Source organism: Flavobacterium hungaricum (assembly GCF_015182285.1).
In the GTDB taxonomy this organism is placed as follows: Bacteria; Bacteroidota; Bacteroidia; order Flavobacteriales; family Flavobacteriaceae; genus Flavobacterium; species Flavobacterium hungaricum.
Genome location: NZ_PRDM01000002.1, coordinates 430638 through 457177, shown reverse-complemented (window position 1 = coordinate 457177; position 26540 = coordinate 430638). Strand labels below are relative to the sequence as shown.

Sequence of the window (26540 nt, the reverse complement as noted above, 5' to 3'; positions counted from 1 at the left end):
TACCTTTATTAATAATTAGATTTTTTTCAAATAAAAGCATGAAACGCAAAATAACCTTAAAACAGATTGCAAAGGAACTTGACGTATCTATTTCAACTGTCTCAAAATCACTCAGAAACAGTCTCGAAATAGGAGAAGAAACACGTCTAAAAGTTCAGGCTTTTGCAAAGTTTTACAACTATAAACCCAACAATATTGCCCTTAGTCTAAAAAACCGAAAAACCAAAAGTATTGGCATTATTATTCCGGAAATTGTACATTATTTTTTCTCTACTGTAATCAACGGAATTGAGCAGGTCGCCAACGAAAATGGCTATAGTGTTGTCATCTGTTTATCTGATGATTCTTTTGATAAAGAAGTACTAAATATGGAAATGTTAGCCAACGGAAGTATCGATGGTTTTATCATGTCTCTTTCTAAAGAAACGCAGTTTAAAGGTGATTTTCACCATATTACCGAAGTTATTAATCAAGGGATGCCGGTCGTTATGTTCGACCGTGTAACCAATGATATTTTATGCGACAAAGTGATTATTGATGATAAAGCTGCTGCTTATGAAGCCGTTCAGAGTTTAATTGATAATGGGCGGAAAAAGATCGCTTTGGTAACAACCGTAGATTATGTAAGTGTCGGGAAATTAAGAACCGACGGCTATGAAAAAGCACTTTTAGACAACGGAATTCCATTCAACGAAGATTTAATCATCAAAATTGAAGATGTAGATACCTGCGAAATTACTATTTCACAGCTTTTACACGACAGGGCTTTTGATGCCGTTTTTGCTGTAAACGAGCTTTTTGCAGTAACGATTATCAAAACGGCAAGTAAAATGGGATTAAAAGTTCCTGAAGATTTGGCTGTAATTGCTTTTACAGACGGAATTATCTCAAAATACTCCACTCCAAGTATTACAACCGTAAGCCAGAGCGGCGAAAAGATGGGAAATAAAGCAGCCAAAATGCTGATTGAAAGGCTCGAAGCTGAACACGACGATGACGAAGAAGAAAACGAAAACTACACCACAGAAGTAATAGAAACACATCTTATAAAAAGAGAATCTACTGACTAATTTTCTTAAAATCAACCTATTCCAAAGCCATAAAAAACATTTATGGCTTTTTTATTAGTATTAATAAAAAAATAATTTATACTTTTACGCCCGTCAAGGCTTTTACTTTTACTTCGAAAAAACAGTAAGTTTTGATAAGCAAAGCGCTTATCGTATAATTTTTCAAATTACGATAATGGAAAAGCGTAAATTAAGTTTCTGGGAAATTTGGAACATGAGTTTCGGATTCTTGGGAATACAAATGGGATTCGCACTTCAGAATGCAAATGCCAGCAGAATTCTTCAAATTTTTGGTGCCGACGTACATGAACTTTCATGGTTCTGGATTATTGCTCCACTTATGGGGTTAATAGTACAGCCAATCATTGGTCATTACAGCGATAAAACCTGGGGAAGATTCGGGAGACGAAAACCCTTCTTTTTAGTTGGAGCCATTTTAGCCTCTGTCGGATTAATTTTAATGCCGCAAGCTAATATTTTCATTTCTGTTTTACCCGCTTTATGGGTCGGAGCTGGAATGTTAATGATCATGGATGCTTCGTTTAATATTGCCATGGAGCCTTTCCGCGCTTTGGTTGGCGATAACTTAAGAACAGACCAGCGTACAGCTGGTTTTAGTATTCAAACTTCCTTGATTGGTTTTGGAGCCGTAATCGGTTCAGCGTTACCATACATTCTAACAAAATATTTTGGCGTATCCAACAGCTCTGTTCCTGGAAGTGTTCCATTAAACTTAACTTTATCATTCATAATCGGTGCCGCGGTTTTAATTGGTTCCATCTTGGTGACATTATTTTCGACAAAAGAATATTCGCCAGAAGAACTAGCACGATTTGAAGATCCTCAAAACGAGGAAGAAATCAAAGAAGAAGAAAAATCAAAACTTACAGACATTTTTACCGATTTTGCAAAAATGCCAACCACCATGCGTCAGTTAAGCTGGGTGCAGTTTTTCTCTTGGTTCGGTTTATTCGGCATGTGGGTTTTTACAACTCCTGCAATCGCGCACCACATTTACGGTCTGCCATTAGACGACACGTCCAGCCAGCAGTATCAAGATGCTGGGGATTGGGTCGGAATCCTGTTTGGTGTTTACAATCTAGTTTCTGCAATAATCGCACTATTTTTCCTGCCGTACATCGCTAAAAAAATCGGACGAAAATCAACACATTCTCTCTCTTTAGTCATTGGAGGAATCGGATTAATTTCTATTTATTTTATGCCTAATGAAGACTGGGTTGTACTTCCTATGATTTTAATTGGAGTGGCTTGGGCAAGTATTCTGGCAATGCCTTACGCAATTCTTGCAGGTTCTATAACGCCTAAAAAGATGGGTGTTTACATGGGAATCTTCAATTTCTTCGTAGTAATCCCTCAAATTGTAAACGCACTTATTGGCGGTCCAATTGTAAAATACCTTTATAATGGCGATGCCATTTATGCTTTAATTACCAGCGGTGTCAGCTTTTTAATTGCTGCTGCTTTGGTTTATAAAGTAAAAGACGTAGACGATACAGCTGTTAAATCATAATATCAAGATTTCCCAAATAAATGAAAAAAGCATTCATATTCGACCTAGACGGCGTAATCGTGGACACCGCAAAATACCACTTTTTGGCTTGGCAGAAAATCGCTCAGTCTTTAAACATCAATTTTACACACGAAGACAACGAGCTTTTAAAAGGCGTCAGCCGTGTTCGTTCTTTAGATATTATACTTGGATTAGGAAATGTCGAGGCTTCACAAGAAGACAAAGACAAATGGCTAATCCAAAAAAACGAAGATTATTTATCCTATTTAGTTGACATGGACGAAAGTGAGATTCTTCCAGGAGTTGCTAAAATTCTAAAACTATTAAAAGATAAAAATCAGGGAATTGCATTGGGTTCTGCCAGTAAAAATGCAAGACCAATTTTAGAAAAAACAGGAATCATTTCGTATTTCGATGTCATTGTTGATGGAAACGACGTTACCAATGCAAAACCAGATCCGGAAGTTTTCTTAAAAGCGGCTCAATTATTAAACATTGATCCAAAAGATTCAATTGTATTTGAAGATTCTGTTGCCGGAATTCAGGCAGCAAATATTGCAGAAATGGTAAGTGTTGGAATTGGTGAGGAAACAATTTTACATGAAGCTGACTATATTTTTAAAGATTTTACCCAAATCGAAACAAGCTTTATAGAAAAATTAATCAATTAGAAAATGTGCCAATTTGATAATTAGATAATTTCTACAAAATGCATTATCTAATTGTCTAATTAACGAATTATCAAATTAAGAAAAAATGAATCAAGATTATATAAAACCAGACAATTGGTCGGTTATAGAAGAAGGATTTGATACCGAGAGAGTAAAATCGTCTGAAAGTCTTTTCAGCATCGGGAATGGTGCGATGGGACAGCGTGCTAATTTTGAAGAAAACTATTCTGGCGAAACTTTTCAAGGAAGTTACATTGCTGGGATTTATTATCCAGACAAAACAAAAGTAGGCTGGTGGAAAAACGGTTACCCGAAGTATTTTGCCAAAGTATTAAACGCACCAAACTGGATCGGAATTGACGTAAAAATCAATGAAGAAAATCTGGATTTGAATACGTGTACCGAAGTTAGAAACTTTCGCAGAGAATTAAACATGAAAGAAGGATGGTACAACCGTTCTTTTGAAGCTGTCTTGAAAAACGGAACCGAAATCGCTGTAAATGTGCGTCGTTTTCTTTCGCTGGATTTAGACGAAGCAGGGATTATCAAATACGCTATTACGCCTTTAAACAAAGATGCCAAAATTGTTTACAAACCTTATATTGATGCTGGCGTAACGAATGAAGATGCAAACTGGGAAGAAAAATTCTGGGAACCGCTTGAAGTTAAAAAAGGCACAAATGAAGCTTTTGTAACGGCACAGACTTTTAAAACGCATTTTAAAGTTACTACTTTCATGCACAACACGATTTTTGCAAATGGTGAAGATGCTCACATTTCACCTTCAACAATCGATTCAACAACAGATAAAGTACAATATACTTACGGAACCATTATTGCAAAAGGACAAACCTCATCTATTCAGAAAATTGGAGGGTATACGGTTTCTTTAAATCACGAAAACACTTTGGCAGCAGCCGAAAAAGTAATTAAAGCTGCTGTAAATTCAGGATATGATGCTTTGCTTCAAAATCAAATTGAGGCTTGGGCAAAAATCTGGGAAATGTCAGATATTACAATCGAAGGCGATGTAAAAGCACAGCAGGGAATTCGTTTCAATATTTTCCAATTAAACCAAACCTATTCAGGAAAAGATTCTCGTTTGAATATCGGTCCAAAAGGTTTCACCGGAGAAAAATACGGCGGATCTACTTATTGGGACACTGAGGCGTATTGTATTCCGTTTTACATGGCTACAAAAGATCAGCAGGTTACCAGAAACTTATTGACATATCGTTTCAATCAATTAGATAAAGCAATTGAAAATGCTAAAGATAATTTAGGTTTTAAAAACGGTGCAGCCTTGTACCCAATGGTAACCATGAATGGTGAAGAATGTCACAACGAATGGGAAATCACGCACGAAGAAATCCATAGAAACGGCGCGATTGCTTTTGCGATTTACAACTATTACCGTTATACCGGAGATTACTCTTATATTCCTGAAAAAGGTTTAGAAGTTTTAATTGGGATTGCGCGTTTCTGGCACCAGAGAGCTTCTTTCTCAAAAGAGAAAAATCAATATGTGATTTTGGGAGTTACAGGACCAAACGAATACGAAAACAACATCAACAATAATTTCTACACCAATTATATCGCAAAATGGTGTATTGATTTTACTGCAGAACAAATTACTAAAGTGGGTACAGAATATCCGGCAGATCACAAACGAATTCTTGAAAAAGTTAGCCTTTCGGCGAATGAAATTCAGGAATGGAAAAAAGTGGCCGATGATATGTATTTCCCAACTTCTGAAGAATTAGGGATTTATTTGCAGCAAGATGGTTTCTTAGACAAAGATTTAGTTCCGGTAAAAGATTTGGATAAATCACAGCGTCCTATTAACCAAAAATGGTCTTGGGATCGCGTTTTACGTTCGCCATACATCAAACAAGCCGACGTTTTACAATGCTTCTATTTCTTCGAAGATCATTTTTCAAGAGAAGAATTAAAGAGAAACTTCGAATTTTATGAATCATTTACGGTTCATGAAAGTTCTCTTTCTCCTTGTGTACACTCAATTCAGGCTGCCGTTTTAGACAAAATGGATATGGCTTATACTTTCTATTTAAGAACTTCTCGTCTGGATTTGGATGATTACAATAAAGAAGTGGAAGAAGGCTGTCACATCACGTCAATGGCCGGAACATGGATGAGTATTGTAGAAGGTTTTGGAGGAATGAGAGTGAAAAACGATCAATTGCATTTCTCTCCAAAAATTCCAAAAGAATGGAAAGGGTATTCTTTTAAAATTAATTTCAGAAATCAAATTTTAAAAGTAGCTGTAAATCATAACGAAACAACATTTACTGTAGACGGTGATCAAGATTTAACAATTGTGGTTAACGGAAATCCTATAATTGCAAGTAAATTTGTACAAATAAATTAATTACATAAAACTTAAAAACATGAAAAACTTATTTTTCGCAAGTTTAATTTTGTTTGCGTTTAGCTCCATTGCAAAAGCGCAGCAGTTAAAATCACCCGAAGGAAAGTTCGTAATGGAATTTTCTCTTCAAAACGACGGAACTCCAACTTACAATTTAAAATACAAAAATAAAGAAGTTGTAAAAACCAGTAAATTAGGTCTTGAACTTAAAGATGATAAAAAATCTTTGTTAAACGATTTTACGGTTGTTGATACTAAAACTGCAACTTTTGATGAAACTTGGAAACCTGTTTGGGGAGAAGTAGATCACATCAGAAATCATTACAATGAATTGGCTGTAACTTTAAATCAAAAAGGAACAGACAGACAAATCATAATTCGTTTCCGTTTATTCGATGACGGTTTAGGATTTAGATATGAATTCCCAGCTCAAAAAAATCTTACTTACTTTACTATTAAAGAAGAAAGATCTCAATTTGCCATGACTGGAGATCATACTGCTTTCTGGATTCCGGGAGATTACGATACTCAGGAATACGATTATACAAAATCGAAATTATCTGAAATTAGAGGTTTGTCTCAAAAAGCATATACGGCAAACGTTTCTCAAAAATCGTTCTCACCAACAGGAGTTCAGACTTCTTTGATGTTAAAAACTAATGATGGAATCTACATCAATTTGCATGAAGCTGCTTTGATCAACTATTCTTGCATGCACTTGAATCTTGATGATAAAAACATGACTTTTACTTCTTGGTTAACGCCAGATGCAAAAGGAGACAAAGGCTACATGCAGGCGCCAAGCCACTCTCCTTGGAGAACCATTATAGTAAGTGATAATGCTACAGAAATTTTAGCTTCAAAAATGACTTATAATTTAAATGATCCTTCAAAAATTGAGAATACATCTTGGATCAAACCTGTAAAATATATTGGGGTTTGGTGGGAAATGATTACAGGAAAAAGCTCTTGGTCCTACACTAACGATTACCCGACAGTACAATTGGGAGTTACTGATTTCGCAAAAGCAAAACCAAACGGAACACACGGAGCAAACAATGCTAACGTAAAAAAATACATTGATTTTGCTGCGGCAAATGGTTTCGACGCTGTTTTAGTTGAAGGATGGAACGAAGGCTGGGAAGACTGGTTTGGACACTCTAAAGATTATGTTTTTGATTTTGTAACGCCTTATCCTGATTTTGATGTAAAAGGACTTCACGCCTATGCAAAATCTAAAGGTGTAAAAATCATCATGCACCATGAAACTTCAGGTTCTGTTCGTAACTACGAGCGTCACATGGATGCAGCTTATAAATTCATGAACGATAACGGATATGATGCTGTAAAAAGCGGTTACGTAGGTGATATTTTGCCTCGCGGTGAAAATCATTACAACCAATGGATTGTAAACCATTATCAATATGCAATCGAAAAAGCAGCGGATTACAAAATTATGGTGAACGCTCACGAAGCAGTTCGTCCAACAGGAATTGCAAGAACGTATCCTAACTTAATTGGAAACGAAGCTGCAAGAGGAACAGAATACCAAGCTTTTGGAGGTTCTAAACCAAATCACGTTACGGTTTTACCATTTACACGTTTAATTGGAGGTCCAATGGATTATACGCCTGGAATCTTCGAAATGGATATCAGCAAAATGAATCCTGAAAACACCTCTCATGTAAACAGTACCATTGCAAACCAATTGGCATTATATGTTACCATGTACAGCCCATTACAAATGGCAGCTGATACTCCAGAGAACTACAACCGTTTCCCGGATGCATTTCAATTCATTAAAGATGTAGCTGTAGACTGGTCAGAAAGTAAATATATCGAGGCTGAGCCTGGAGATTTTATCACCGTTGCACGTAAAGCAAAAGGAACAAATAACTGGTTCGTTGGAAACGTAAACGGAGAAACTCCTCGTACCTCAAACATCGATTTCAGTTTCCTAGAAAAAGGTAAAAAATACACCGCAACAATTTATGCTGATGCAAAAGATGCGCATTATAAAACAAATCCGCAGGCTTATACGATCAAGAAAATTGCTGTAACCAACAAATCAAAATTGTCACAACTTTCTGCTCCTGGAGGAGGATATGCGATAAGTATTATTGAAACCAAATAATTTAATTAACCATATAAGAAATGTAAGTCCATTTAAATAGAAACCTCCCCAGTTTTTGCCTTAAATGTTCTTACATTTCTTATATGGTTTAAATTCTACTCACTATGAACAGCCTAAAAATAAACCACACATTCTACAAACTAATTCTATTGGCTCTGTTGTTTTCCGCTTCCGCGAAAGCGCAAATCCAAAAAGTAGAACCGCCTTTCTGGTACGCAGGAATGAAAAATCCGGAACTGCAGATTATGTTCTACGGAAAAAATATTGCACAATACGAAGCTTCGGTTTCAAACAATGCGGCGATTAAAAACGTAGAAAAAACAGAGAACCCAAATTACCTTTTCGTAACCATTGATACGCAGAACTTAAAAGCTTCTGAATTGGTTTTCTCTTTCAAAAACAAAAATAAAGTCGCTTTTACGCAGAAATATGCTCTTAAAGAAAGAAGAGCCAATTCTGCTGACAGAAAAAGTTACGACGCATCAGACATGATTTATCTGATCATGCCGGATCGTTTTGCTAATGGAAATACTAAAAACGACAGCGACGCTTCTTTAACTGAAAAAGGAAACCGCCAAGATCCAAGCGGACGTCACGGCGGTGATATCGAAGGAATCATTAAAAACTTAGATTATATTTCGTCTCTTGGTGCAACTACAATCTGGAGCACACCTTTATGCGAAGACAATGACAAACAGCATTCGTATCATACTTACGGGCAGTCTGATGTTTACAAAATCGATCCTCGTTACGGAACGAATGATGACTACGCTCGTCTTTCTGCAGAAATGCACAAAAAGAACATGAAACTGGTGATGGATTATGTTACGAATCACTGGGGAATTACACATTGGATGATGAAAGATATTCCAACTAAAACATGGTTCAATCAATTTGAGACTTTCACACAAACACACCACCGTCGTGAGGTAATTACAGATATTCATGCTTCAAAAATAGATCAGGAAGTTTGTGTTGACGGCTGGTTTGTACCTTCTATGCCAGACTTGAATTTAAGAAATCCTTTAGTTGCAAAATACTTAACTCAAAACGCAATCTGGTGGATAGAATTTGCTAATCTTGACGGTTTTAGAGTAGATACTTATAATTATTCTGACCAGACAGCGATGGCCAATTGGGCAAAATCGATTACAAATGAATATCCAAACTTTAATATTGTTGGAGAAATCTGGATGCACAATCAGGCAAATTTAGCCTATTGGCAGAAAGACAGTAAAATTGGAGCAATCGAAAATTACAATTCGAATCTGCCAAGTGTAATGGATTTTACGCTTCAAAGTCAGGTTACTTCTGCTTTCAATGAAGACGAACCAAGCTGGGACAACGGGTTGATTAAATTCTATAACAATTTCGCAATGGATTACTTGTATCCAAATACGAATAACATTTTGGTTTTTGCTGAAAATCATGATACCGATCGTATGAATGATAAGTTCAAATACGATCTTCCAAAATACAAACTGGCGATGACTTTATTGGCTACAGTTCGTGGAATTCCACAATTGTATTACGGTTCAGAAATTGGAATGGGCGGCGATAAAAGCAAAGGCGATGCCGATATTCGTCAGGATTTCCCAGGTGGATGGGCCGGCGATAAAAACAATGCTTTAACCGCAGCAGGAAGAACAGCTGAACAGGCAAAATACTTTGATTTTACTTCGAAATTATTCAACTGGAGAAAATCAAATGAAGCGGTTCATTTCGGAAAAATGACACATTATATTCCAGAAAATAACACTTACGTATATTTCAGATATACTGATGGTAAAACGGTAATGGTAGTTTTCAATAACAATGCAAAAGAGCAGGTTGTAAAAACAAATCGTTTTAAAGAAAACATCAAAAACTTTAAATCTGGAAAAGATGTTATTACAGGAAAAACATTCGATTTAGCGACTGAAATTACATTGGAACCAAAATCAGCTTTAGTTTTAGAATTAGAATAGTTTTAAACATACAGTATATATTGTAGAGACGCACAGCTGTGCGTATACGCAAAGTTATTCCGCCACAAATTCACGAATTTATAAAACAATAATTCGTGAATTCGTGGCGGATTTTTTTATTATACGCTATTCTTTCTTTATCTTTAAGATTCATAATCATTTCAATGAATAACGACAATACTCAAAAGACACCTTTCGTTTGGGAAGGCGCAAATGTTTATTTTTTACTTACCGATCGTTTTTACAATGGAAATCCGTCTAAAGATATCAATTTCAACCGAACCAAAACGCCGGGAAAATTACGCGGATTTGAGGGTGGCGACATCATCGGAATTATCAAAAAAATCGAAGAAGGCTACTTTGACAAACTGGGAATAAACGCTATTTGGCTTACGCCGATTGTAGAGCAGATTCACGATGGCGTTGACGAAGGAACTGGTTTGAGTTATGGTTTTCATGGTTATTGGGCAAAAGACTGGACAGCATTAGACCCTAATTTTGGAACCAAAGAAGATTTGGCTAATTTGGTAAAAAAAGCTCACGAACACGGAATCAGAATTGTTTTAGACGGCGTTATTAATCATACTGGACCTGTAACTCCAGAAGATCCCGTTTGGCCTTCTGACTGGGTTAGAACAGGAGTTGTCTGCGATTACAAATCGTTTGAAAACACAACGATGTGTACTTTGGTGGAGAATCTTCCAGACATAAAAACCGAAAGCACTCAAAATGTTGAACTTCCTCCTTTTTTGATTGAAAAATGGAAAAAAGAAGGCCGTTACGAAAAAGAAATTGCTTCGCTTGATGCATTCTTCAAAAGAACCGGATATCCGAGAAGCCCAAAATATTATATCATAAAATGGCTTACCGATTATATCACAGAATTCGGAATTGACGGTTACCGTGCCGATACTGTAAAACATACCGAAGAAGCTGTGTGGGACGATTTTAAAAAGGAATGTGATTTTGCTTTCGCGAATTGGAAACAGAACCATCCGCTGCAGGTTTTAGATCAGAATCCGTTTTATACTATTGCCGAAGTTTACGGTTACGGGATCAGCGGTGGTCAGGATTATGATTTTGGAGACCGAAAAGTCAATTATTTCGAGAATGGTTTCAACAGCATGATCAATTTTGAGTTTAAATGGAATGCGGCTCAGAGCGATTACGAAACTTTATTCTCGAAATATTCGAATGCGCTGCATAATGACTTAAAAGGTTATTCGGTTTTAAATTATGTATCTTCTCATGATGATGGACAGCCTTTTGACGCCAATCGTGTAAAAGGTTTCGAGGCTGGAACCAAATTATTACTTTCGCCAGGAATGTCGCAGGTTTATTATGGCGACGAATCAAATCGTTCGTTGGTTATTGAAGGAACTGAGGGCGATGCTACCTTACGTTCCAACATGAATTGGGACGCTATTCAAAACAATCCAGACACGCAGAGAATGCTTTGGCACTGGCAGAAATTGGGTCAGTTTAGAAGAAACCATCCTGCGGTTGGTGCCGGAGTGCATTCAAAAATTGAGAGCGGACATTATGTATTTTCAAGAGTCTATTCTAAAGGTCCATTTACAGATAAAGTAATCATTGGTTTAGATTTACCTGAAGGTAAAAAGGAACTTTCTGTTCATTCTATTTTTGAAAACGGCACTAAAGTAAGAGACTGCTTCTCTGATCAAGAAACAGAAGTTATTAATGGAAAAGTAATTATCGACAGTGAATTTGGAATCGTTTTATTGGAAAAAATTTAACTGCAAAGCCTTTTATGCCGCAAATTAAGAGGATTAAATTGGTTGAAATTTGCGGCAAAAAAAATCCCGACGAATCGGGATTAATTAAACTACATGTAGCTTAAGATTTCTTTTTTGTAGGCATCATATTCTCCCTGCATAATTAAACCATTATCGAGAAGTTTTTTATAATTCTGTAATTTGTCAAAAAGCTCTTCTTTAGAAAGTTCGCTTAGTTTACGATCTCCAGTTGATGTAGGTGCTGGTGCTTGTTGCGGCGGAATTTGCTCGTACGTTTCGTACACTGGCGCAGCAGGCAGGATTTCAGCAAAACTTGTTACTTCTTCTGTTTCTACTTCTTCTATTTCGTCTTGTACTTCTTCTTCCTCTTCTTGAACTTCTTCAACAATAGGAGCTGTTGCAGCAACAGGATTCTTTAAAAGATCCAATTGTTCTTTAGCATACGTATAAATCTTTCTTGCCTGAATTTTTGGAATATAATCAATCGAAATAGCTAAATCAGTTTTAGTTCCAAATGAAAACTCAGATCCCAAAATATTTTCCTTAACAAAAGTACTTGCAATATCATCCCAAGTATAATCTATAAAATCCATAGAAAGCCCTAAGTTTTTAGGTTTACAGATGATGATTCTTTTATTGGTTAAGACAATACTTTCAGGAAAAACAGTTATTGCTGGTTTTTTTTGAACTGCAATGTATCCAACTTCTTCACCTCTCATTAATAAATCGCTTAATTTTGAAGTAATTTTTTCAATCGCTTTTGGATCCTGTTCTTCGTTTAAAAACTTTTTAAATTGTTCTTTCATTTTTTTAAGTTGCTAAGTTGCTGAGCTTTTAAGTTGCTGAGTTTTTTTACTGATGTTGCAAATGTAATGCCTAATTTTTTAATTCGGCAATTTCATTCTGAATTTTCTTCGTTAAACTTTTGAGAACTAATTCATACGAATGATCGATCAAATCCTTGATGAATTTATCGGGTAAATTCCCAGTTAAATCAATCGTATTCCAATGTACTTTACTCATATGATATCCCGGTTTTATTTCATCGTATTCCCCTCTCAGTTCTTGTGCGCGGTCCGGATCGCATTTTAAATTGACAGACTGTTCATTCTTTTCCCATTGTGATAAAGAAGATAAAGCAAACATTTTACCGCCGACTTTAAAAACCAAAGTATCTTCGTCAAAAGGGAAATGTTCGCTCACACCTTTTTTTGAAAGACAATATTCGTAAAATGTTTCTAAATTCATATTTTTTTATTTACCAATTTCACCTAAATGCGTGTATTTAAAACCCTTTTCATATTTGAGGCCATAACCAAAAATACGATCCAATGCCGAATGTGAAAATAAAATAATTCCGGCTAATTGCACCACTTCAATATTAAAATAAAATCCCAAAATATAAATTAAAATTGCAACGCCTTTATGATGAAAAACATTGTATGAGAATGCGCCGCTTTTGTCTCCAAAAACATACCCCAGCATTGATAGATCTGGAGCCAAAATCAAAGCCAAAAACCACCACCATTCAAAATTAAGGCTATTAAATAAAAAGATCCCCAATACAAATAACGCCGCTTCTTCGAGTTTTAAAACTGTTTTCATTTAATAATTTTTTCCATCATTTTTTCTGGATGCGCTAATTTAGTAAATCCGAATTTCTCATATAAAAAATGAGCATCAGTTGTCGCCAGCCTCCAGATTTTAACTTCCTGAAGCTGGGGTTCGTTCATCATTGTTTCGATTAAAATAGAGGAATAGCCTTTTCCTCGATGCTCTTCTGTAATAAAAACATCCATTAAATAGGCAAAAACAACATAATCAGTTATGACGCGGGCAAAGCCAATTTGTTTGTCATTTAAATAAATGCCGAAACAAATTGAAGCATCAATTGTAGTCTGCACTTCTTCAAGAGTTCGTCCCGCAGCCCAATAAATATCTTTTAAAAAGTTTTGTATAAACGGAACGTCGAGTTTGGTTTTATCAGTTGATACTGTTATCATTGGAATTTTTTTTTTGCCACTAATTACACGAATTTTCGCTAATTTATTTTTTTATTTTTTGCCACAGATTAAAAAGATTTACACAGATTTAATCATTTTAATACTTTAATCCGTGGCAAAAAATAAATTCGTGTAAATTAGTGAAATTCGTGGCAAACCCTTAAATCTTATATAAAATCGGTTTTGATGGACTTGCATCATTTTCAAACGAAGCAATTTGAAGATTTAGTATATAATTTCCATCTTCAATTTCGTTTGGAACATAAATCATTTCGGTGATTGTTGCATTTAATCTGGCGTCAGAATTTAGATTAACGGTGTCTTTAATATTCCAAAATGCTTTGTGCGCCAGTAATTTTCCTTCGTCGTGCTCTTTATCAACGCTGGGCAGATCGATCAGTAAATGCTGGATTTCGCTTTCGCGGATGAAAATCGCAGCCTCTTCAGATAAATATGGCGGATTGGTATTCGAATATTTTCGAGATTTTTTATCTTTTTGATTTGGAAGTGTTCTGATGATTAAAGCTTCGGGAGAAGCGTTTTCTAGAACTGTCACATTGAGCGAAGTCGAAATGCTTTCTTTCGTAATCACAAAATCATCCCCAATTTTCTCAGGTTCTATCGTAATCAATTTTGCAAAAAAGAAAAACTGTTTAAGCGATTGATTTATGCTGTAAAAATCATTTGTTATATGTCCCAAACATTCCGTATGCGTTCCATGTCCATGCGGATTGAAGAAAATATTATTAAAATTAGTAGATGATTTTCCTTCCGAAACTTTCCCAATCCAATCACCAAAAACTACCGGTTCAATAACTGGTTTTTCGATGTACCAGGCAATCGGGTTTTCATCCGTATTGGTTAACGGAATGGAGATATCGATGGGTTTTGATAAGTCGATTTCGAAGTTGTTGATTTTAGCTAGCACAAATTTGGGTTTTATGCCGCAAAGACGCTAAGCCACAAAGATTAATGAATTTGCGCCTTTGTGCCTTCGTGGCTAATTTTATTCTTCCAAATTTAGATAAAATAAATCTGAAGCAATTCCATCTGTTAAAAATTTTCCTTTTGTTGTTGGTTTTAGAATGTTGTTTTCTATTGAAAGCAAATCATCGTTTAAAAATTTTTGAGATTGTTTTTTCAGATAATCCAAATATTCCAAACCAAATTCATTTTCAATTCTATCTAAAGAAACACCCCAAATCGTTCGCAATCCTGTCATAACATATTCATTATAACGGTCAGAAATGGTTAGGATTTCGGTTTCTATAGGAAGTTCGTTATTCTGAATTGATTTTAAATACAACGAATTATTCGCAATATTCCAGCCTCGTTTTTCGCCGTCGTAACTATGCGCCGAAGGACCGATTCCGATATATTTTTTCCCTAACCAGTAAGCCGAATTGTTTTTGGAGAAATAGTTTTCTTTTCCAAAATTGGATAATTCGTAATGAATAAAACCGTTTTGCTGCAACATTTCAACCAAAATATTAAAATGGTTCGAAGCTGCTTCGTCTTGTGGTTCAGCAATTTTCCTAGTTTGAATTAATTTGCTCAAAGCCGTTCTCGGTTCAACCGTCAAAGCATAACTTGAAATATGCGGAATGCCAAAACTTAAAGCCGTTTCGATATTCTGTTTCCACATTTCGTCACTCATTCCCGGGATTCCGTAAATCAAATCCAACGAAATATTGTCAAAATACTTCGTCGCTTCTTGCAAACATTTTATGGCTTCCGCCGAATTATGAGCGCGATTCATCATTTTCAAATCTTCTTCATAAAAAGACTGAATTCCGATACTTAAGCGGTTAATCGGACTTTTAGATAATTCCAAAATTCGCTCGGCAGACAAATCATCTGGATTGGCTTCCAATGTAATCTCCTGATTTTCTATAACTTTATAGTTTTTATAAACTTCTGAAATTAAAAAATTGATTTCATCATTTGATAAAACGGAAGGAGTTCCGCCACCAAAATAGATGGTTTCAATTTCGTCGTCACTTTCAATTTTACGCATCGCAATTTCTTTGGCCAAAGCCAAAACCATTTCGTCTTTCTTTTTCATCGAAGTCGAAAAATGAAAGTCGCAATAGTGGCAAGCCTGCTTGCAGAATGGTATGTGAATGTAGATGCCGCTCATTTTTTTTAAATTAGATAATGTGTCAATTTGATAATTAGATAATGAAAATAGACTCTGAGAAATTATATAATTGGCTAATTATCTTATTTTCTAATTTTATCCTCATTTTTTTAAATTAGATAATGTGTCAATTTGATAATTAGATAATGAAAATAGACGCTGAGAAATTATCTAATTGACTAATTATCTTATTTTCTAATTTTATCCTCATTTTGTTTCACAAAAGCATCCCAGCCCGAATAACTTTTTCCTGCTACGACTTTTCCTGAATTAAAGAAATGACAAACTGCTGCTGCCAAACCATCGGTTGAATCGAGGTTTTTGGGTAATTCTTTTAAGCCTAAAAGCTGTTGGAGCATTTTAGCAACTTGTTCTTTACTGGCATTTCCGTTTCCGGTAATCGCCATTTTTATTTTTTTAGGTTCGTATTCGGTAATCGGAATACCTCTTGAAAGTCCCGCTGCCATGGCGACACCTTGCGCACGTCCAAGCTTTAACATCGATTGTACGTTTTTACCAAAGAAAGGCGCTTCAATAGCGATTTCGTCTGGACAATGCGTTTCGATTAATTCGATGGTTCGTTCAAAAATGATTTTTAGTTTTTGATAATGATTGTCGTATTTGGACAATTGCAATTCGTTTAACTGCAAAAATTCCATTTTTTTATTGATAACTTTTATCAATCCAAAACCCATAATTGTGGTTCCGGGGTCAATACCTAATATGATGCGTTCTTTTGTCATTTTTTGTAATTACACAGAGATTCACGAAGAAACTCGAAGATTCACAAAGTTTAATACTTTACTATTTTATAAAAATCTTTGCGAAACTCTGTGGGGCTTAGCGAATCTTTGTGAAATAGCTTTACTTTTGCGGCATGATTTCAATTCCTCACAAAGCTAAGCAATTCCTCGTTCTCGTAATCAAACTTTTGATTGTTGGCGGCGCTTTTTATTTTATTTACAATCAACTCGCCAATAACGATAAATTGGACTGGCAGAAGTTTATTGTCTTGTTCCAAAAAAATCAATCTGTTTTAGGAATTGGATTCATTTTACTTTTGAGCGTTTTGAATCGTTATTTCGAGATTTTAAAATGGCAGAATCTGGCACAGGTAATTCACAACATTTCAGTTTCAGAAGCTTCAAAGCAAGTTTTAGCGGCTTTGACAGCTGGAATTTTTACGCCAAACGGAGTCGGGGAATACGCAGGAAAGGCATTGTATTATCCAAAATCAGACGCCAAAAAAGTGGTTTTCTTAAACTTAATCTGCAACGGAATCCAGATGATTCTAACGATCATTTTCGGGATTTTTGGTTTACTGTATTTCAACGCACAATTTAATGTCATTACTACAAAAACTGTAATGATTTTATTTGGCGGATTTCTATTGCTTTTAATTCTCTTGTTTTCAATAAAAAAAATAAAAGTAAAAGGCTATTCTATAGAAAAACTGATTCATAAGATTAACGAAATTCCTAAATCCGTTCACCAAAAGAATATTTTTTTAGGAATCTGCCGTTACTTAGTTTTCTCTCATCAATATTATTTTTTGTTTCTGGCTTTTGATGTTGATCTGCCTTACTTAACTTTAATGGCTGCGATTACATCGGTTTATTTTTTAGCCTCTTCCCTGCCCACTTTTCAGTTTTTGGATTTTGCAGTAAAAGGAAGTGTGGCTATTTACTTCTTCGGAATTTTGGGTGTAAACGAATGGATTGTGGTTTTTATCAGCACTTTGATGTGGTTTTTAAATGTAGTTTTGCCTGTAATAATCGGGGCATTTTATGTCTTAAATTTTAAAACAAAAAGAATAGAGTAAATGGTTGTTTTGTCTCTCATAGCTGTCGTTTACTGCATCACAATCGCAATGCTTGTTTATGGTTTTAAGAGAATAAAAAATTATCAAAAATCAACGCTGGAGCCACAGGCCAATTTTACGATTATTGTTCCTTTTCGCAATGAAAAAGAAAATCTGCCGATACTTTTAGAAAGCCTTTCAAAACTAAATTATCCCGCAGACTTATTTGAAGTCATTTTGGTTGATGATGCATCAAACGAAAAATTTCAGGTTTCAGGTTTCAGGTTTCAAGTTTCAATAATTGAGAATATCCGTGTTTCAAATTCTCCAAAAAAAGATGCTATTACAACTGCAATGAAACACGTAAAAACCGACTGGGTTATTACTACAGATGCCGATTGTATTGTGCCTCAAAATTGGCTCTTAACATTTGACAATTACATACAGGAGCATCACGTTTCGATGCTCGCGGGAGCGGTAACGTACCAATGCAAAAATTCTTTACTGCATCACTTTCAGCAACTAGATTTAACCAGTCTGCAAGGTGCAACAATTGGCAGTTTTGGTTTAAACAAAGGCTTTATGTGCAACGGGGCCAATTTTGCTTACAGAAAGTCCTTATTTGAAGCCTTAAATGGGTTTGAAGGAAATGACAAAATCGCAAGCGGAGATGATGTTTTTTTACTTCAAAAAGCTATTGAAAAATTCCCAGAAGAAGTTCATTATTTAAAAGCTCCAGAAGCAATTGTTACTACAAAACCAACCGAAGACTGGAGATCCTTATTTTACCAAAGAGTACGCTGGGCAGCCAAAACAAGTTCCTACAAAAGTGTTTTTGGCAAATCACTTGGATTAATCGTTTTCTTTGGAAATTTGAGTATTGTGATCGGCTTTTTTTTGATGGCTTTTCATGTCCTGCAGTATCCGATTTTCGTTTTATTCTTTTTTTCTAAGTTTCTAATTGACTTTGTTTTACTTTTTAAAACCAATCGTTTTTTAACAAAAACAAAAATTAAAAGCCTTTTATTGAGCAGTTTAATTTATCCTTTTTTTAGTTCTGCAGTTGCGTTATATAGTTTGTTTGGCTCTTATGAATGGAAAGATCGCAGTTTTAAAAAATAACTTCTTTTGAAAACACGAGTCCTAGCCCTGATGGGATCAGCTTCAAATAAAAAAGCTACTTTTTATCTTTGGCTTTTAAAATAACTGGTAAAATAAATTGTGTTTTTACAGGAACGCCGCGTTTTATTGCAGGATTAATTTTAGGAAAATCAACCAGGCGTGCATGCAGGATACTGTCAATTTTTATAGTATCGTACGCTACAGAATCTTTAGGAAACTGAGGTTCAAATTTCATTGTAGCATTCGGGAAAACGGTAACTTTTACCTCGATAGTATCCAGTTCAGGATATAAAACAGACAAAGTATCAATATTTAATTTTTCCTCGATAAGACTTGACATTACTTCAAAAAAACATTGCTGGCGCAGTTTTTTGTCTGTTATTTTTTCGCAGTTTGGCACAGACGGATATTCGTCAACTTCTTTCCAATTGATCGATTTTAACTCTTTTTGCAGTAATTCTTTCTCAGACGGAACCTGCTTCTCAAAATATTGACAAGAGTTAAAAAGAATACAAATAAAAAAAGGGAAAAACTGCCTCAAAGTTTTAGAATTGAATTGAAATAAAAATAGAAATGTAAAAATACAATTATTTTTTTTGAGATGCTTTGTAATCCAGATAATCTTGATAGCTTTCTGAGAGCCATTTCTCTTTATTTTGCGCTGCAACTTCCTTTTGATCAGGATATAATCGCGCCAATCGATCAGAAAAAACTGCTATCTGCACCGTATAACTATAAAACTCTGTTTTACTTAAAACAATATTTGGATCATTTTTCTGTTTAAAAAACTCAAAGAAAAGAGTGTCAAATTCTTTCATAGAAAAATTTAAAACTTTTTTCTTATTACTTTTATAAATGCTGTCTTGTAACAATTGATCATCAATAGAGATTCTTTGACTGCCCGTAAGAAAGACTTGCAGTCAAAAACAAAACAACAAAAGCTATTAATTGCAAAACACGCATCATAAAAAACAAAATTGTAAGTACAAATTTACAAATTATATGGATACTTTACTATTAATACTCGGCTTAATATGTATGATTGTTGGAATTTTTGGCAGTTTTATTCCCATTCTGCCTGGCCTTTCGAGCTCTTGGGTCGGGTTACTGCTGTTGTATTTAACAAAAGCAGTAGAAAATAATTATTGGATTCTCGGAATCACTTTTACGCTCATGGTAATTATCACGATTCTGGATTATGTGATTCCGGCAAAAGGAACCAAGAAATTTGGGGGCAGTTCGTACGGAATCTGGGGAACCAACATCGGGCTCCTGGTCGGCATTCTCGCGCCAATACCATTCGGCGTTATTATCGGTCCTTTTGTTGGAGCATTAATAGGCGAACTTCTGTATGATTCTGCCAATCACAAACGTGCCTTCAAAGCTGCCACTGGCTCACTTTTAGGATTTTTAGCCTCTAGTTTTGTAAATTTCCTTTTTTCGATTATCTACTTTGGCATTTTTCTGGTTATTGTTTGGCAGAATCGCATTTTATTGTTTTAAATGTTAATTTTATTTTAAGCTTTTTCTTATTTTTTTAAAATCTTAAAAAAAACTCTTAATTTTTTTTAGATTTTTTTTTGTATATTATAGCTATCTAAGCATTATGTTTGTTGGTTTCTGCATTTTTAAGTGTTAAAACACTGAAAATCGCCCAAGTAAAATTTTAACTAATTTTTTGGAAATGTTAATTTATTTTATATTTTTATCCTGATAAACGATAAAAAGCCTCACTTTATCGATTATTTTGATTGAGTTTAAATAATGTTTATTTAATAAGTTAAGCGTATGACCCCAAACCTACAAATTGAACTTAGACGTTTTATTTCTTCTAATGTTGTCTCCAAGTTAAACAAGTTTTATTTTGAAAATGATGCCCTTTTAATTAAAGGAATTGACGTCTCAATCGGTACAATTTTAATGGGACTCTACAACAAAGCCGAAGAATCAGATTTTTACTCAGAAATTGTTTCAATGGTTCCAGAAAGCTCCACTTTTTATCAGGAAGTCGATTTTACTGCCGGTAGAATTTTATCCGTCGACGACTGTTACCACTTAGAAGGAAACGCTTTACTTAAAGAGCTGTTCTCGAACAAAAAAGGCAGGATTTCAGAAATGGTTTCAAACGAAGTCGGCATCAAAAGTGAAACTGCCAGAGAAATATTAAACTTTTCAGCACTATTAGTTATTTCTTATTTAAGATATAATCTCCAACTAATAGAAAGTCTAAAACTTCTTTTAGAAGACCAAAAAAGAGAAGTACTAAACAGCATCCCTCCTGGAATCAAAATCATCCTTGGTTTCTCATCTTACGAAACTGTCGAAGACAAAAACCAATCTATCGGAAGATCTATTTTTACCCTTTTCGGACATAACTTTTTTAGTTTCTAGAATAAAAAAAATCCCATTTTCAGCGAAAACAGGATTTACATTATTTTTATAATTTGAAAAAACGATTACACGTTTTTCAAATTGATAATTTCTTGATCGGTCAAAAAGCGCCAGTTTCCTCTCGGAAGATTCTTTTTGGTCAAACCAGCAAATGATACACGGTCAATACGCAAAACATTATAGTCAAAAGACTCAAAAATTGCGCGTACCACTTTTACATTTGCAGTACGTAATTTTAAACCAACCTCACTTTTAGGTTCGTTATCAATATAACTTACTTCTTCAACAGAAACGCGGTGTCCGTCAAGAACCAGACCTTTGCTTATTTTTTCTAAATCCTCAAATTTCAGATTCTTATCCAAAGAAACCTGATAAATTTTTGACGACTTTTGGTTCGGCAGTGTAAACTTGCGAATCATATCGGTATCGTTGGTAAACAACAATAAACCCGTTGTGTTTTTATCCATTCTTCCAACAGCGCCGATTTTTGCATTTGTAGCGCCGCGAACCAATTCTAAAACATTACGATACTCCTGCCCTTCGTCTAGCGCAGTGGTAAAGTTTTTAGGTTTGTTCAATAAAATGTATTCCTTTTTTTCTGGAGTCAAAGTAACACCGTCAAAGTTTACTACATCATTCAATTTAACCAAATATCCCATTTCAGTAACTGGAACACCGTTAACTTTAACGTTTCCAGACTGAATATAAATGTCAGCGTCACGACGAGAACATACACCAGAATTAGAGATGTATTTGTTCAGACGAATCTCATCCGAAGCTTTTTGTCTTTTCGGAGCCTGATTCTGTTTTTTAAATTTTGCCGCCTTTTCTTCTTCCGCAGCCTTAACAGCAGGGTTTACTTTTTTCGGCCCCTGAGCGCGCTTCGCCATAGGAGGTTTTGGCTTGTTAGAACTTGGTCTAGAGCTATTTGGTCTAGAACCGCCTCTTTTATTATTGCCTTCCTTGTTGTTCATAAAAATCATTAATTTGTGCAAAGATAGTTTTTTCCTGCTAATAATCTTAAGTTCAATGTTCTTAGATTAATAGCAATATTTTTTTGATGGTTTTGCAGCATCACAATCGGCCTTTTTTTAAGCATGGATTCCCGCTGTTCATTCCAATCTTTTATTTTTTAAAGAAAAAAATAAAAGGATTTTCCCTTTCATCGGGGCTAGTTTCAAACAATTAGCTTTTTTTAAACATTTAGTTATTTCACAGAGCTGCACAAAGTTTAAAAAACCTTAGTCAATCATTGCTAATGCTGCGATACAAATCAAAAATTAGAATCGGGAAAGCAAAGCCTTACCATGCCATAAAACACTCGGGTTAATCAAAACAATACAACAGACTCCCGCAACGATCAAGAATTTAAGCACATTATGAAGTTTAAGATATTGCTCTTTAGAATTTGATTTCCATAAATAAAGAAGAAAAAAAAGCAGCACCCCAAAACAGACATAAAAATAAATATCCATATACCCTACATCGTAAATGTTAACCAAAACATATACTGGTAAAATCGTTAAAAAGGTCAATGCAGTAATGACTTGTTTAGAAACTCTTTCTCCATAAAAAACCGGAATCGTGCGGTAATCGCTGACCAAATCACCCTTTAAGTTTTCTAAATCCTTAATCATTTCGCGAATTAACAGCAGTAAAAACAAAAAAACTGCGTGTGCCGATATTACCACAAAATGACTTCTATGATTTTCTATTTCTTCAAACGAAATCTTGTTATAAAAATAAAGAAGAATCGCAAAAAATGGAATAACTGCCAGCAGCGCAGACATCAAATTCCCAATAATGAGATACTTTTTTATCTTATGCGAATAAAACCAAATCAGGAAAATATAAGCCGAAAAAAACAAAAAAGCCCTCCATGACACAATAAATGCCATTAAAACAGCCAATATATTCAAAGAAAAATAAACTGTTAATTTTGTTTTCTGACTCACCAAACGATCCAGCATCGATTTATTAGGACGATTGATCAAGTCTTTCTGGCTGTCATAAAAATTATTGATAATATATCCTGAAGCAATTGTAATGGCAGATGCAAAAACAATTAAGAACAAATGAAAATCCAGCAATATATCCAATGCTCTAATTTCTGGAGCCAGAATAAATATGGCCGATAAATATTGCGCCAGTATAATGATCGGAATATTATAACCACGAACCACAGAGAACAAACTAACAATTTTCATTATTAAAATTTTATTTTGTCTGCTCAGCATTTCTTAGAGGTTATAGTTTTTAGAGTGGTAATTTAAGGCAATTATTTTTTTTAGAACGACTAAAGCTTATTTTTTAATAAATTTTTAGAACCAAATCCCAATTTTCTAATACAAGATAAGGCTTCTTTTTGAGATATTCCAACTTCGGTAATATCTTTCTTTTCAACAAAAACAACCGATCCGCTCCACGGATTTGGTGCATCTGGAATAAAAACAGCAAATTTATTTTCGTTGATCTCCTCTATTAAAAAAGCAAACTGCAGTCCTGCATCTGTTGGAACCAAAATGACTTTTAAATCCTCATTAGATTCGATTCCCATAATACTTTCGTTGATGTTTTTCATAAACGAATATCCAGGCACAAAACTCAAAATGCTCTCTTCTAGTTTCTGGATAAGTTTTTTGGCAAAGACAGTTCTAGAAATAAGTCCGGCAGCCAAACAGATAACAATAATAATCACTATGGCTGCAATTTCCTGCAGAGCCAATCCCATAATTTTGACCCTAGGCAGATTATTTACAATCGGATTGGTTACCTTTTGTGTTATACCATAGCCTTTTTCTAAAAGTACAAGCAATAAAATTAAAGGAGCTAAAAATAAAATCCCTCCCAAAAATGTTGCTTTGATGATTTTTAAAATACTTTTCATAATTATATCTTTTAAAGATGAATGTAAAGAAGAGTATTTAGCAGCTATGTCTTATAAACACAAAGTTTAAAATTGATAAACGACTTCTAATTTATAGTCCTTAAGTGAAGCCTTGGCGCGCTCCAAATCTTCGGTAAATCCTAAGATATAACCGCCTCCGCCAGAACCGCAAAGTTTAAGGTAATAGTCATTTGTATCAATTCCGTGCTGCCAGATTCCGTGAAACTGTTCTGGAATCATCGGTTTGAAATTATTCAAAACCACTTTAGAAAGTTTCTTGGTATTGGTAAACAAAGACTTCATGTCGCCTTGCAAGAAGTTTTCTACGCAGGCATCGGTATATTTTACAAAATGGTTTTTAAGCATCGCGCGGAAACCTTTGTCTTTTAGGTTTTCCATAAAGATATTGACCATCGGCGCGGTTTCGCCTACAATTCCAGAATCTAACAAAAAGACAGCACCTTTTCCGTCAAAACTCTGAGTCGGAATTCCAGTTGCTTCAATATTATCTTTAGAATTAATTAAAATCGGAATACTTAAATAACTGTTTAATGGGTCTAAACCAGAACTTTTCCCATGAAAAAAGCTTTCCATTTGAGAAAATACATTTTTTAAGTGTAATAACTTTTCGCGGGTAAGATTTTCTAAAACCGTGATTTTGTTGGTAGCATATTTATCATAAATAGCCGCTACTAGTGCGCCGCTGCTCCCAACACCATATCCTTGCGGAATACTAGAATCGAAATACATCCCGCTTTCAACATCACTTTTTAAAGTTTCCAAATCAAAAGTCACCAATTCTGGCTGTTGTGTATGAAGAACTTCAAGATAAGAAGCAAAACTTCTTAAACTTTTGTTTGATGCAATTGCCTCATCAGAAGGCTCTTCTGATTTCTTCAATGCACCATTGTAAAAATTATAAGGGATAGAAAGTCCTTTAGAGTCGCGGATAATTCCGTATTCTCCAAAGAGTAATATTTTTGAGTAAAATAATGGTCCTTTCATGATTTATTTTATGTCTTTTTTTATTTTGTTTTGGTCTTGTCTGGTATCGAAAAATGCAATTATTTCAATTCTTTTTGTGTTGAATTTGTAATAAATTGTTGTTTGTTTTGACAACACGCATTTGCGATAGTTTTTATTTAGTTCTGACTTAGGAAAAATTTCAGGTTCTATTTGTATTAGATAAATTACTTTGTCGAGATTTGATATAAATTTATCTTTTACCTTTTTTGACCATTTAATTTCCAGATATTCAAATAATTCAAATAAACTTTTTTCAGCATTTTTTGAAAAGATTATCGTTCTTTTCATTAACGAAATTTTTTCATCATTTCTTCATATTCAACAAATTCTCCACGTTCAATTTGTCTTTCTCCTTCTTCAATTTCTGCTTTTTGCTGGTCACTTAAATCATCCCACCAATCTTTCTGTTCTTTTTTAAAAATTTTCCGAATAGATTTTATGATATTAGGATTTTCTGTTTCTGCTAAAAGCTTTATCAGTTCTAATTTTTCTAATTGAATGTCCATAACCAAAATTTAACTAAAGATACGGAAAATTATAATGCAATCGCGCCTTCTCCAATTTTGTCGCAAATGTACTGACGATTCTGACAAAATACAACTAATTCTTCCTGAATAAATTGTAATACTTTTTCGGTAACGTTTTCGGGATAAAGCACATGCACATTGGCACCTGCATCAAGGGTAAAACATACTGGAATTTGGGTTTCGTTTCTAAATTTCCAAATTGCATTTATAATTTGCAATGTATTTGGTTTCATCAAAATAAAATACGGCATGGATGTCATCATCATAGCATGTAAAGTCAAAGCTTCACTTTCTACAACTTTGATAAACTCCTCTAAATTACCGTTTTCAAAAATCTTGATTAATTGATCTAAATTTTCGTGTGCCTGAGCAAAACGTCTTTCGGCATATGGATGATTGTGCATTAAATCATGTCCGACTGTACTCGAAACTTGTTTCTCACCTTTATCGACCAATAAAATAGTATCTTGATAATTCTTGAAATTTTCGTGAATCGTATACGGAAATTCAACTCCAAATAAATCGGTGCTTCCCTCAATATTTGCCTGATTTCCCCAAACGACTACATTTCCTTTTACGCTTCTGCAAGCGCTTCCAGAACCTAAACGCGCTAAAAACGATGCTTTTTGATAAAAATAATCATCTGACATTTCTGGATTCAATGCCTTTTCTAAACTCATAAAATTCATTGCCAAAGCCGCCATTCCAGAAGCCGAAGAAGCGATTCCAGAACTGTGAGGAAATGTATTTTGCGTATCTATTGTAAAATGATAGTCTTTTAAAAACGGCAGATAAACCTCAACTCTTTCTAAAAATTTTTGAATCTTTGGTTTGAAATCTTCTTTTGGTTTTCCTTCAAAAAGTAAATCAAAAGAAAACCCATTTGTCACAGTGAGAGTCGAAGCATCTCGTTTTTCAAATCCCAATTTAGTAATCGTTTTACAATTATTTAAAGTAAAACTTACTGAAGGATTTGCGGGAATCTGATTGTCTTTTTTACCCCAATATTTAACTAATGCAATATTGCTGGGAGCGCTCCATTCAAAGCTTCCGCTTTCAATTATTGAAGTATATTTTTGCGAAATAAAATCGGCTGCTGTAAACATGAATTATAAAATTTTGGC

The 26540-nt window shown here is 34.7% G+C and carries 27 protein-coding genes; 11 read left to right on the top strand and 16 right to left on the bottom strand.

The annotated features are described in order from the left end of the window. Positions 1 to 38 precede the first annotated feature (38 nt). The 7 genes from C4F50_RS09785 (at position 39) to C4F50_RS09755 (ending at position 11519) form a co-directional block, all read left to right on the top strand. Positions 39 to 1070 carry a LacI family DNA-binding transcriptional regulator gene (locus tag C4F50_RS09785; RefSeq protein ID WP_053469995.1) on the top strand — a complete coding sequence of 344 codons (1032 nt, stop codon included), beginning with the start codon at positions 39 to 41 and terminating at the stop codon, positions 1068 to 1070. A 175-nt stretch (positions 1071 to 1245) separates the two neighbouring features. Continuing rightward, entirely contained in the window at positions 1246 to 2601 is a 1356-nt protein-coding gene (locus C4F50_RS09780) for an MFS transporter (RefSeq protein ID WP_193846405.1), read from the top strand. Between the two features lie 20 nt (positions 2602 to 2621). Then, positions 2622 to 3272, top strand: coding sequence for a beta-phosphoglucomutase (gene pgmB, locus C4F50_RS09775; protein WP_193846403.1), 651 nt, complete (start codon positions 2622 to 2624; stop codon positions 3270 to 3272). An 85-nt stretch (positions 3273 to 3357) separates the two neighbouring features. Further along, a complete protein-coding gene (locus C4F50_RS09770) occupies positions 3358 to 5661 on the top strand; it encodes a glycoside hydrolase family 65 protein (RefSeq protein WP_193846401.1) in 2304 nt (767 codons plus the stop codon). 19 nt (positions 5662 to 5680) lie between these two features. Further along, a complete protein-coding gene (locus tag C4F50_RS09765) occupies positions 5681 to 7795 on the top strand; it encodes a glycoside hydrolase family 97 protein (RefSeq protein WP_193846399.1) in 2115 nt (704 codons plus the stop codon). Positions 7796 to 7899: 104 nt separating this feature from the next. Beyond that, entirely contained in the window at positions 7900 to 9762 is a 1863-nt protein-coding gene (locus C4F50_RS09760; protein WP_193846397.1) for a glycoside hydrolase family 13 protein, read from the top strand. Positions 9763 to 9926: 164 nt separating this feature from the next. After that, entirely contained in the window at positions 9927 to 11519 is a 1593-nt protein-coding gene (locus C4F50_RS09755) for an alpha-amylase family glycosyl hydrolase (RefSeq protein WP_193846395.1), read from the top strand. A gap of 89 nt (positions 11520 to 11608) precedes the next feature. Here the strand turns inward: C4F50_RS09755 and C4F50_RS09750 are convergent, their stop codons facing one another. The 7 genes from C4F50_RS09750 to ruvC all read right to left on the bottom strand — a co-directional run bounded on the left by C4F50_RS09750 (position 11609) and on the right by ruvC (position 16405). Further along, positions 11609 to 12325: a PH domain-containing protein gene (locus C4F50_RS09750; protein WP_193846393.1), complete on the bottom strand. Its 717-nt coding sequence runs from the start codon at positions 12323 to 12325 to the stop codon at positions 11609 to 11611. A 70-nt stretch (positions 12326 to 12395) separates the two neighbouring features. Continuing rightward, positions 12396 to 12767 (bottom strand): MmcQ/YjbR family DNA-binding protein, encoded by a 372-nt coding sequence (locus C4F50_RS09745; protein ID WP_193846391.1) that lies wholly within the window; start codon positions 12765 to 12767, stop codon positions 12396 to 12398. Between the two features lie 6 nt (positions 12768 to 12773). Beyond that, positions 12774 to 13124, bottom strand: coding sequence for a DUF4260 domain-containing protein (locus tag C4F50_RS09740; protein WP_193846389.1), 351 nt, complete (start codon positions 13122 to 13124; stop codon positions 12774 to 12776). Beyond that, positions 13121 to 13522, bottom strand: coding sequence for a GNAT family N-acetyltransferase (locus C4F50_RS09735; protein WP_193846387.1), 402 nt, complete (start codon positions 13520 to 13522; stop codon positions 13121 to 13123). Before C4F50_RS09735 ends, C4F50_RS09740 begins: the two co-directional genes overlap by 4 nt. Positions 13523 to 13682: 160 nt before the next feature. Beyond that, entirely contained in the window at positions 13683 to 14450 is a 768-nt protein-coding gene (locus tag C4F50_RS09730) for a cyclase family protein (protein WP_193846385.1), read from the bottom strand. 78 nt (positions 14451 to 14528) lie between these two features. Further along, the gene (gene hemW / locus C4F50_RS09725) at positions 14529 to 15662 is read right to left on the bottom strand and encodes a radical SAM family heme chaperone HemW (RefSeq protein ID WP_193846383.1); all 1134 of its coding nucleotides are present in this window, start codon (positions 15660 to 15662) and stop codon (positions 14529 to 14531) included. A gap of 188 nt (positions 15663 to 15850) precedes the next feature. Next, positions 15851 to 16405: a crossover junction endodeoxyribonuclease RuvC gene (gene ruvC / locus C4F50_RS09720; RefSeq protein ID WP_193846381.1), complete on the bottom strand. Its 555-nt coding sequence runs from the start codon at positions 16403 to 16405 to the stop codon at positions 15851 to 15853. Positions 16406 to 16539: 134 nt separating this feature from the next. Here ruvC and C4F50_RS09715 point away from each other — a divergent pair, with 134 nt between their 5' ends. Together C4F50_RS09715 and C4F50_RS09710 are read left to right on the top strand one after the other, a co-directional pair. Beyond that, the gene (locus tag C4F50_RS09715; protein ID WP_193846380.1) at positions 16540 to 17484 is read left to right on the top strand and encodes a lysylphosphatidylglycerol synthase domain-containing protein; all 945 of its coding nucleotides are present in this window, start codon (positions 16540 to 16542) and stop codon (positions 17482 to 17484) included. Then, a complete protein-coding gene (locus C4F50_RS09710; RefSeq protein WP_193846378.1) occupies positions 17485 to 18585 on the top strand; it encodes a glycosyltransferase family 2 protein in 1101 nt (366 codons plus the stop codon). 55 nt (positions 18586 to 18640) lie between these two features. On the opposite strand, the gene C4F50_RS09705 is transcribed toward C4F50_RS09710, so the two are convergent. Both C4F50_RS09705 and C4F50_RS09700 read right to left on the bottom strand, forming a co-directional pair. Continuing rightward, entirely contained in the window at positions 18641 to 19126 is a 486-nt protein-coding gene (locus C4F50_RS09705; RefSeq protein WP_193846377.1) for a hypothetical protein, read from the bottom strand. A 46-nt stretch (positions 19127 to 19172) separates the two neighbouring features. Further along, positions 19173 to 19403, bottom strand: a complete 231-nt coding sequence (locus tag C4F50_RS09700) for a hypothetical protein (RefSeq protein ID WP_193846375.1) — start codon at positions 19401 to 19403, stop codon at positions 19173 to 19175. Positions 19404 to 19587: 184 nt separating this feature from the next. Between C4F50_RS09700 and C4F50_RS09695 the strand changes: the two genes are divergently transcribed. Further along, positions 19588 to 20088, top strand: coding sequence for a DUF456 domain-containing protein (locus tag C4F50_RS09695; protein WP_193846373.1), 501 nt, complete (start codon positions 19588 to 19590; stop codon positions 20086 to 20088). A 285-nt stretch (positions 20089 to 20373) separates the two neighbouring features. Beyond that, positions 20374 to 20976 carry a DUF937 domain-containing protein gene (locus C4F50_RS09690; RefSeq protein WP_193846371.1) on the top strand — a complete coding sequence of 201 codons (603 nt, stop codon included), beginning with the start codon at positions 20374 to 20376 and terminating at the stop codon, positions 20974 to 20976. Between the two features lie 65 nt (positions 20977 to 21041). On the opposite strand, the gene C4F50_RS09685 is transcribed toward C4F50_RS09690, so the two are convergent. From C4F50_RS09685 to C4F50_RS09655, 7 genes are all read right to left on the bottom strand, one after another. After that, complete coding sequence (locus tag C4F50_RS09685) at positions 21042 to 21950, bottom strand: pseudouridine synthase (protein WP_193846369.1); 909 nt, start codon at positions 21948 to 21950, stop codon at positions 21042 to 21044. Between the two features lie 306 nt (positions 21951 to 22256). Further along, the gene (locus tag C4F50_RS09680) at positions 22257 to 23213 is read right to left on the bottom strand and encodes a geranylgeranylglycerol-phosphate geranylgeranyltransferase (RefSeq protein ID WP_193846368.1); all 957 of its coding nucleotides are present in this window, start codon (positions 23211 to 23213) and stop codon (positions 22257 to 22259) included. A gap of 59 nt (positions 23214 to 23272) precedes the next feature. Continuing rightward, entirely contained in the window at positions 23273 to 23863 is a 591-nt protein-coding gene (locus C4F50_RS09675; protein WP_193846366.1) for a DUF502 domain-containing protein, read from the bottom strand. A gap of 66 nt (positions 23864 to 23929) precedes the next feature. Next, positions 23930 to 24868, bottom strand: coding sequence for a mevalonate kinase family protein (locus C4F50_RS09670; protein WP_193846364.1), 939 nt, complete (start codon positions 24866 to 24868; stop codon positions 23930 to 23932). Between the two features lie 3 nt (positions 24869 to 24871). Then, positions 24872 to 25177, bottom strand: coding sequence for a type II toxin-antitoxin system RelE/ParE family toxin (locus tag C4F50_RS09665; protein ID WP_193846363.1), 306 nt, complete (start codon positions 25175 to 25177; stop codon positions 24872 to 24874). Beyond that, positions 25177 to 25395, bottom strand: a complete 219-nt coding sequence (locus C4F50_RS09660) for a hypothetical protein (RefSeq protein ID WP_193846361.1) — start codon at positions 25393 to 25395, stop codon at positions 25177 to 25179. The genes C4F50_RS09665 and C4F50_RS09660 overlap by 1 nt, the downstream gene beginning before the upstream one ends. Positions 25396 to 25424: 29 nt before the next feature. Further along, the gene (locus C4F50_RS09655) at positions 25425 to 26522 is read right to left on the bottom strand and encodes a diphosphomevalonate decarboxylase (RefSeq protein WP_193846359.1); all 1098 of its coding nucleotides are present in this window, start codon (positions 26520 to 26522) and stop codon (positions 25425 to 25427) included. Positions 26523 to 26540: the final 18 nt, after the last annotated feature.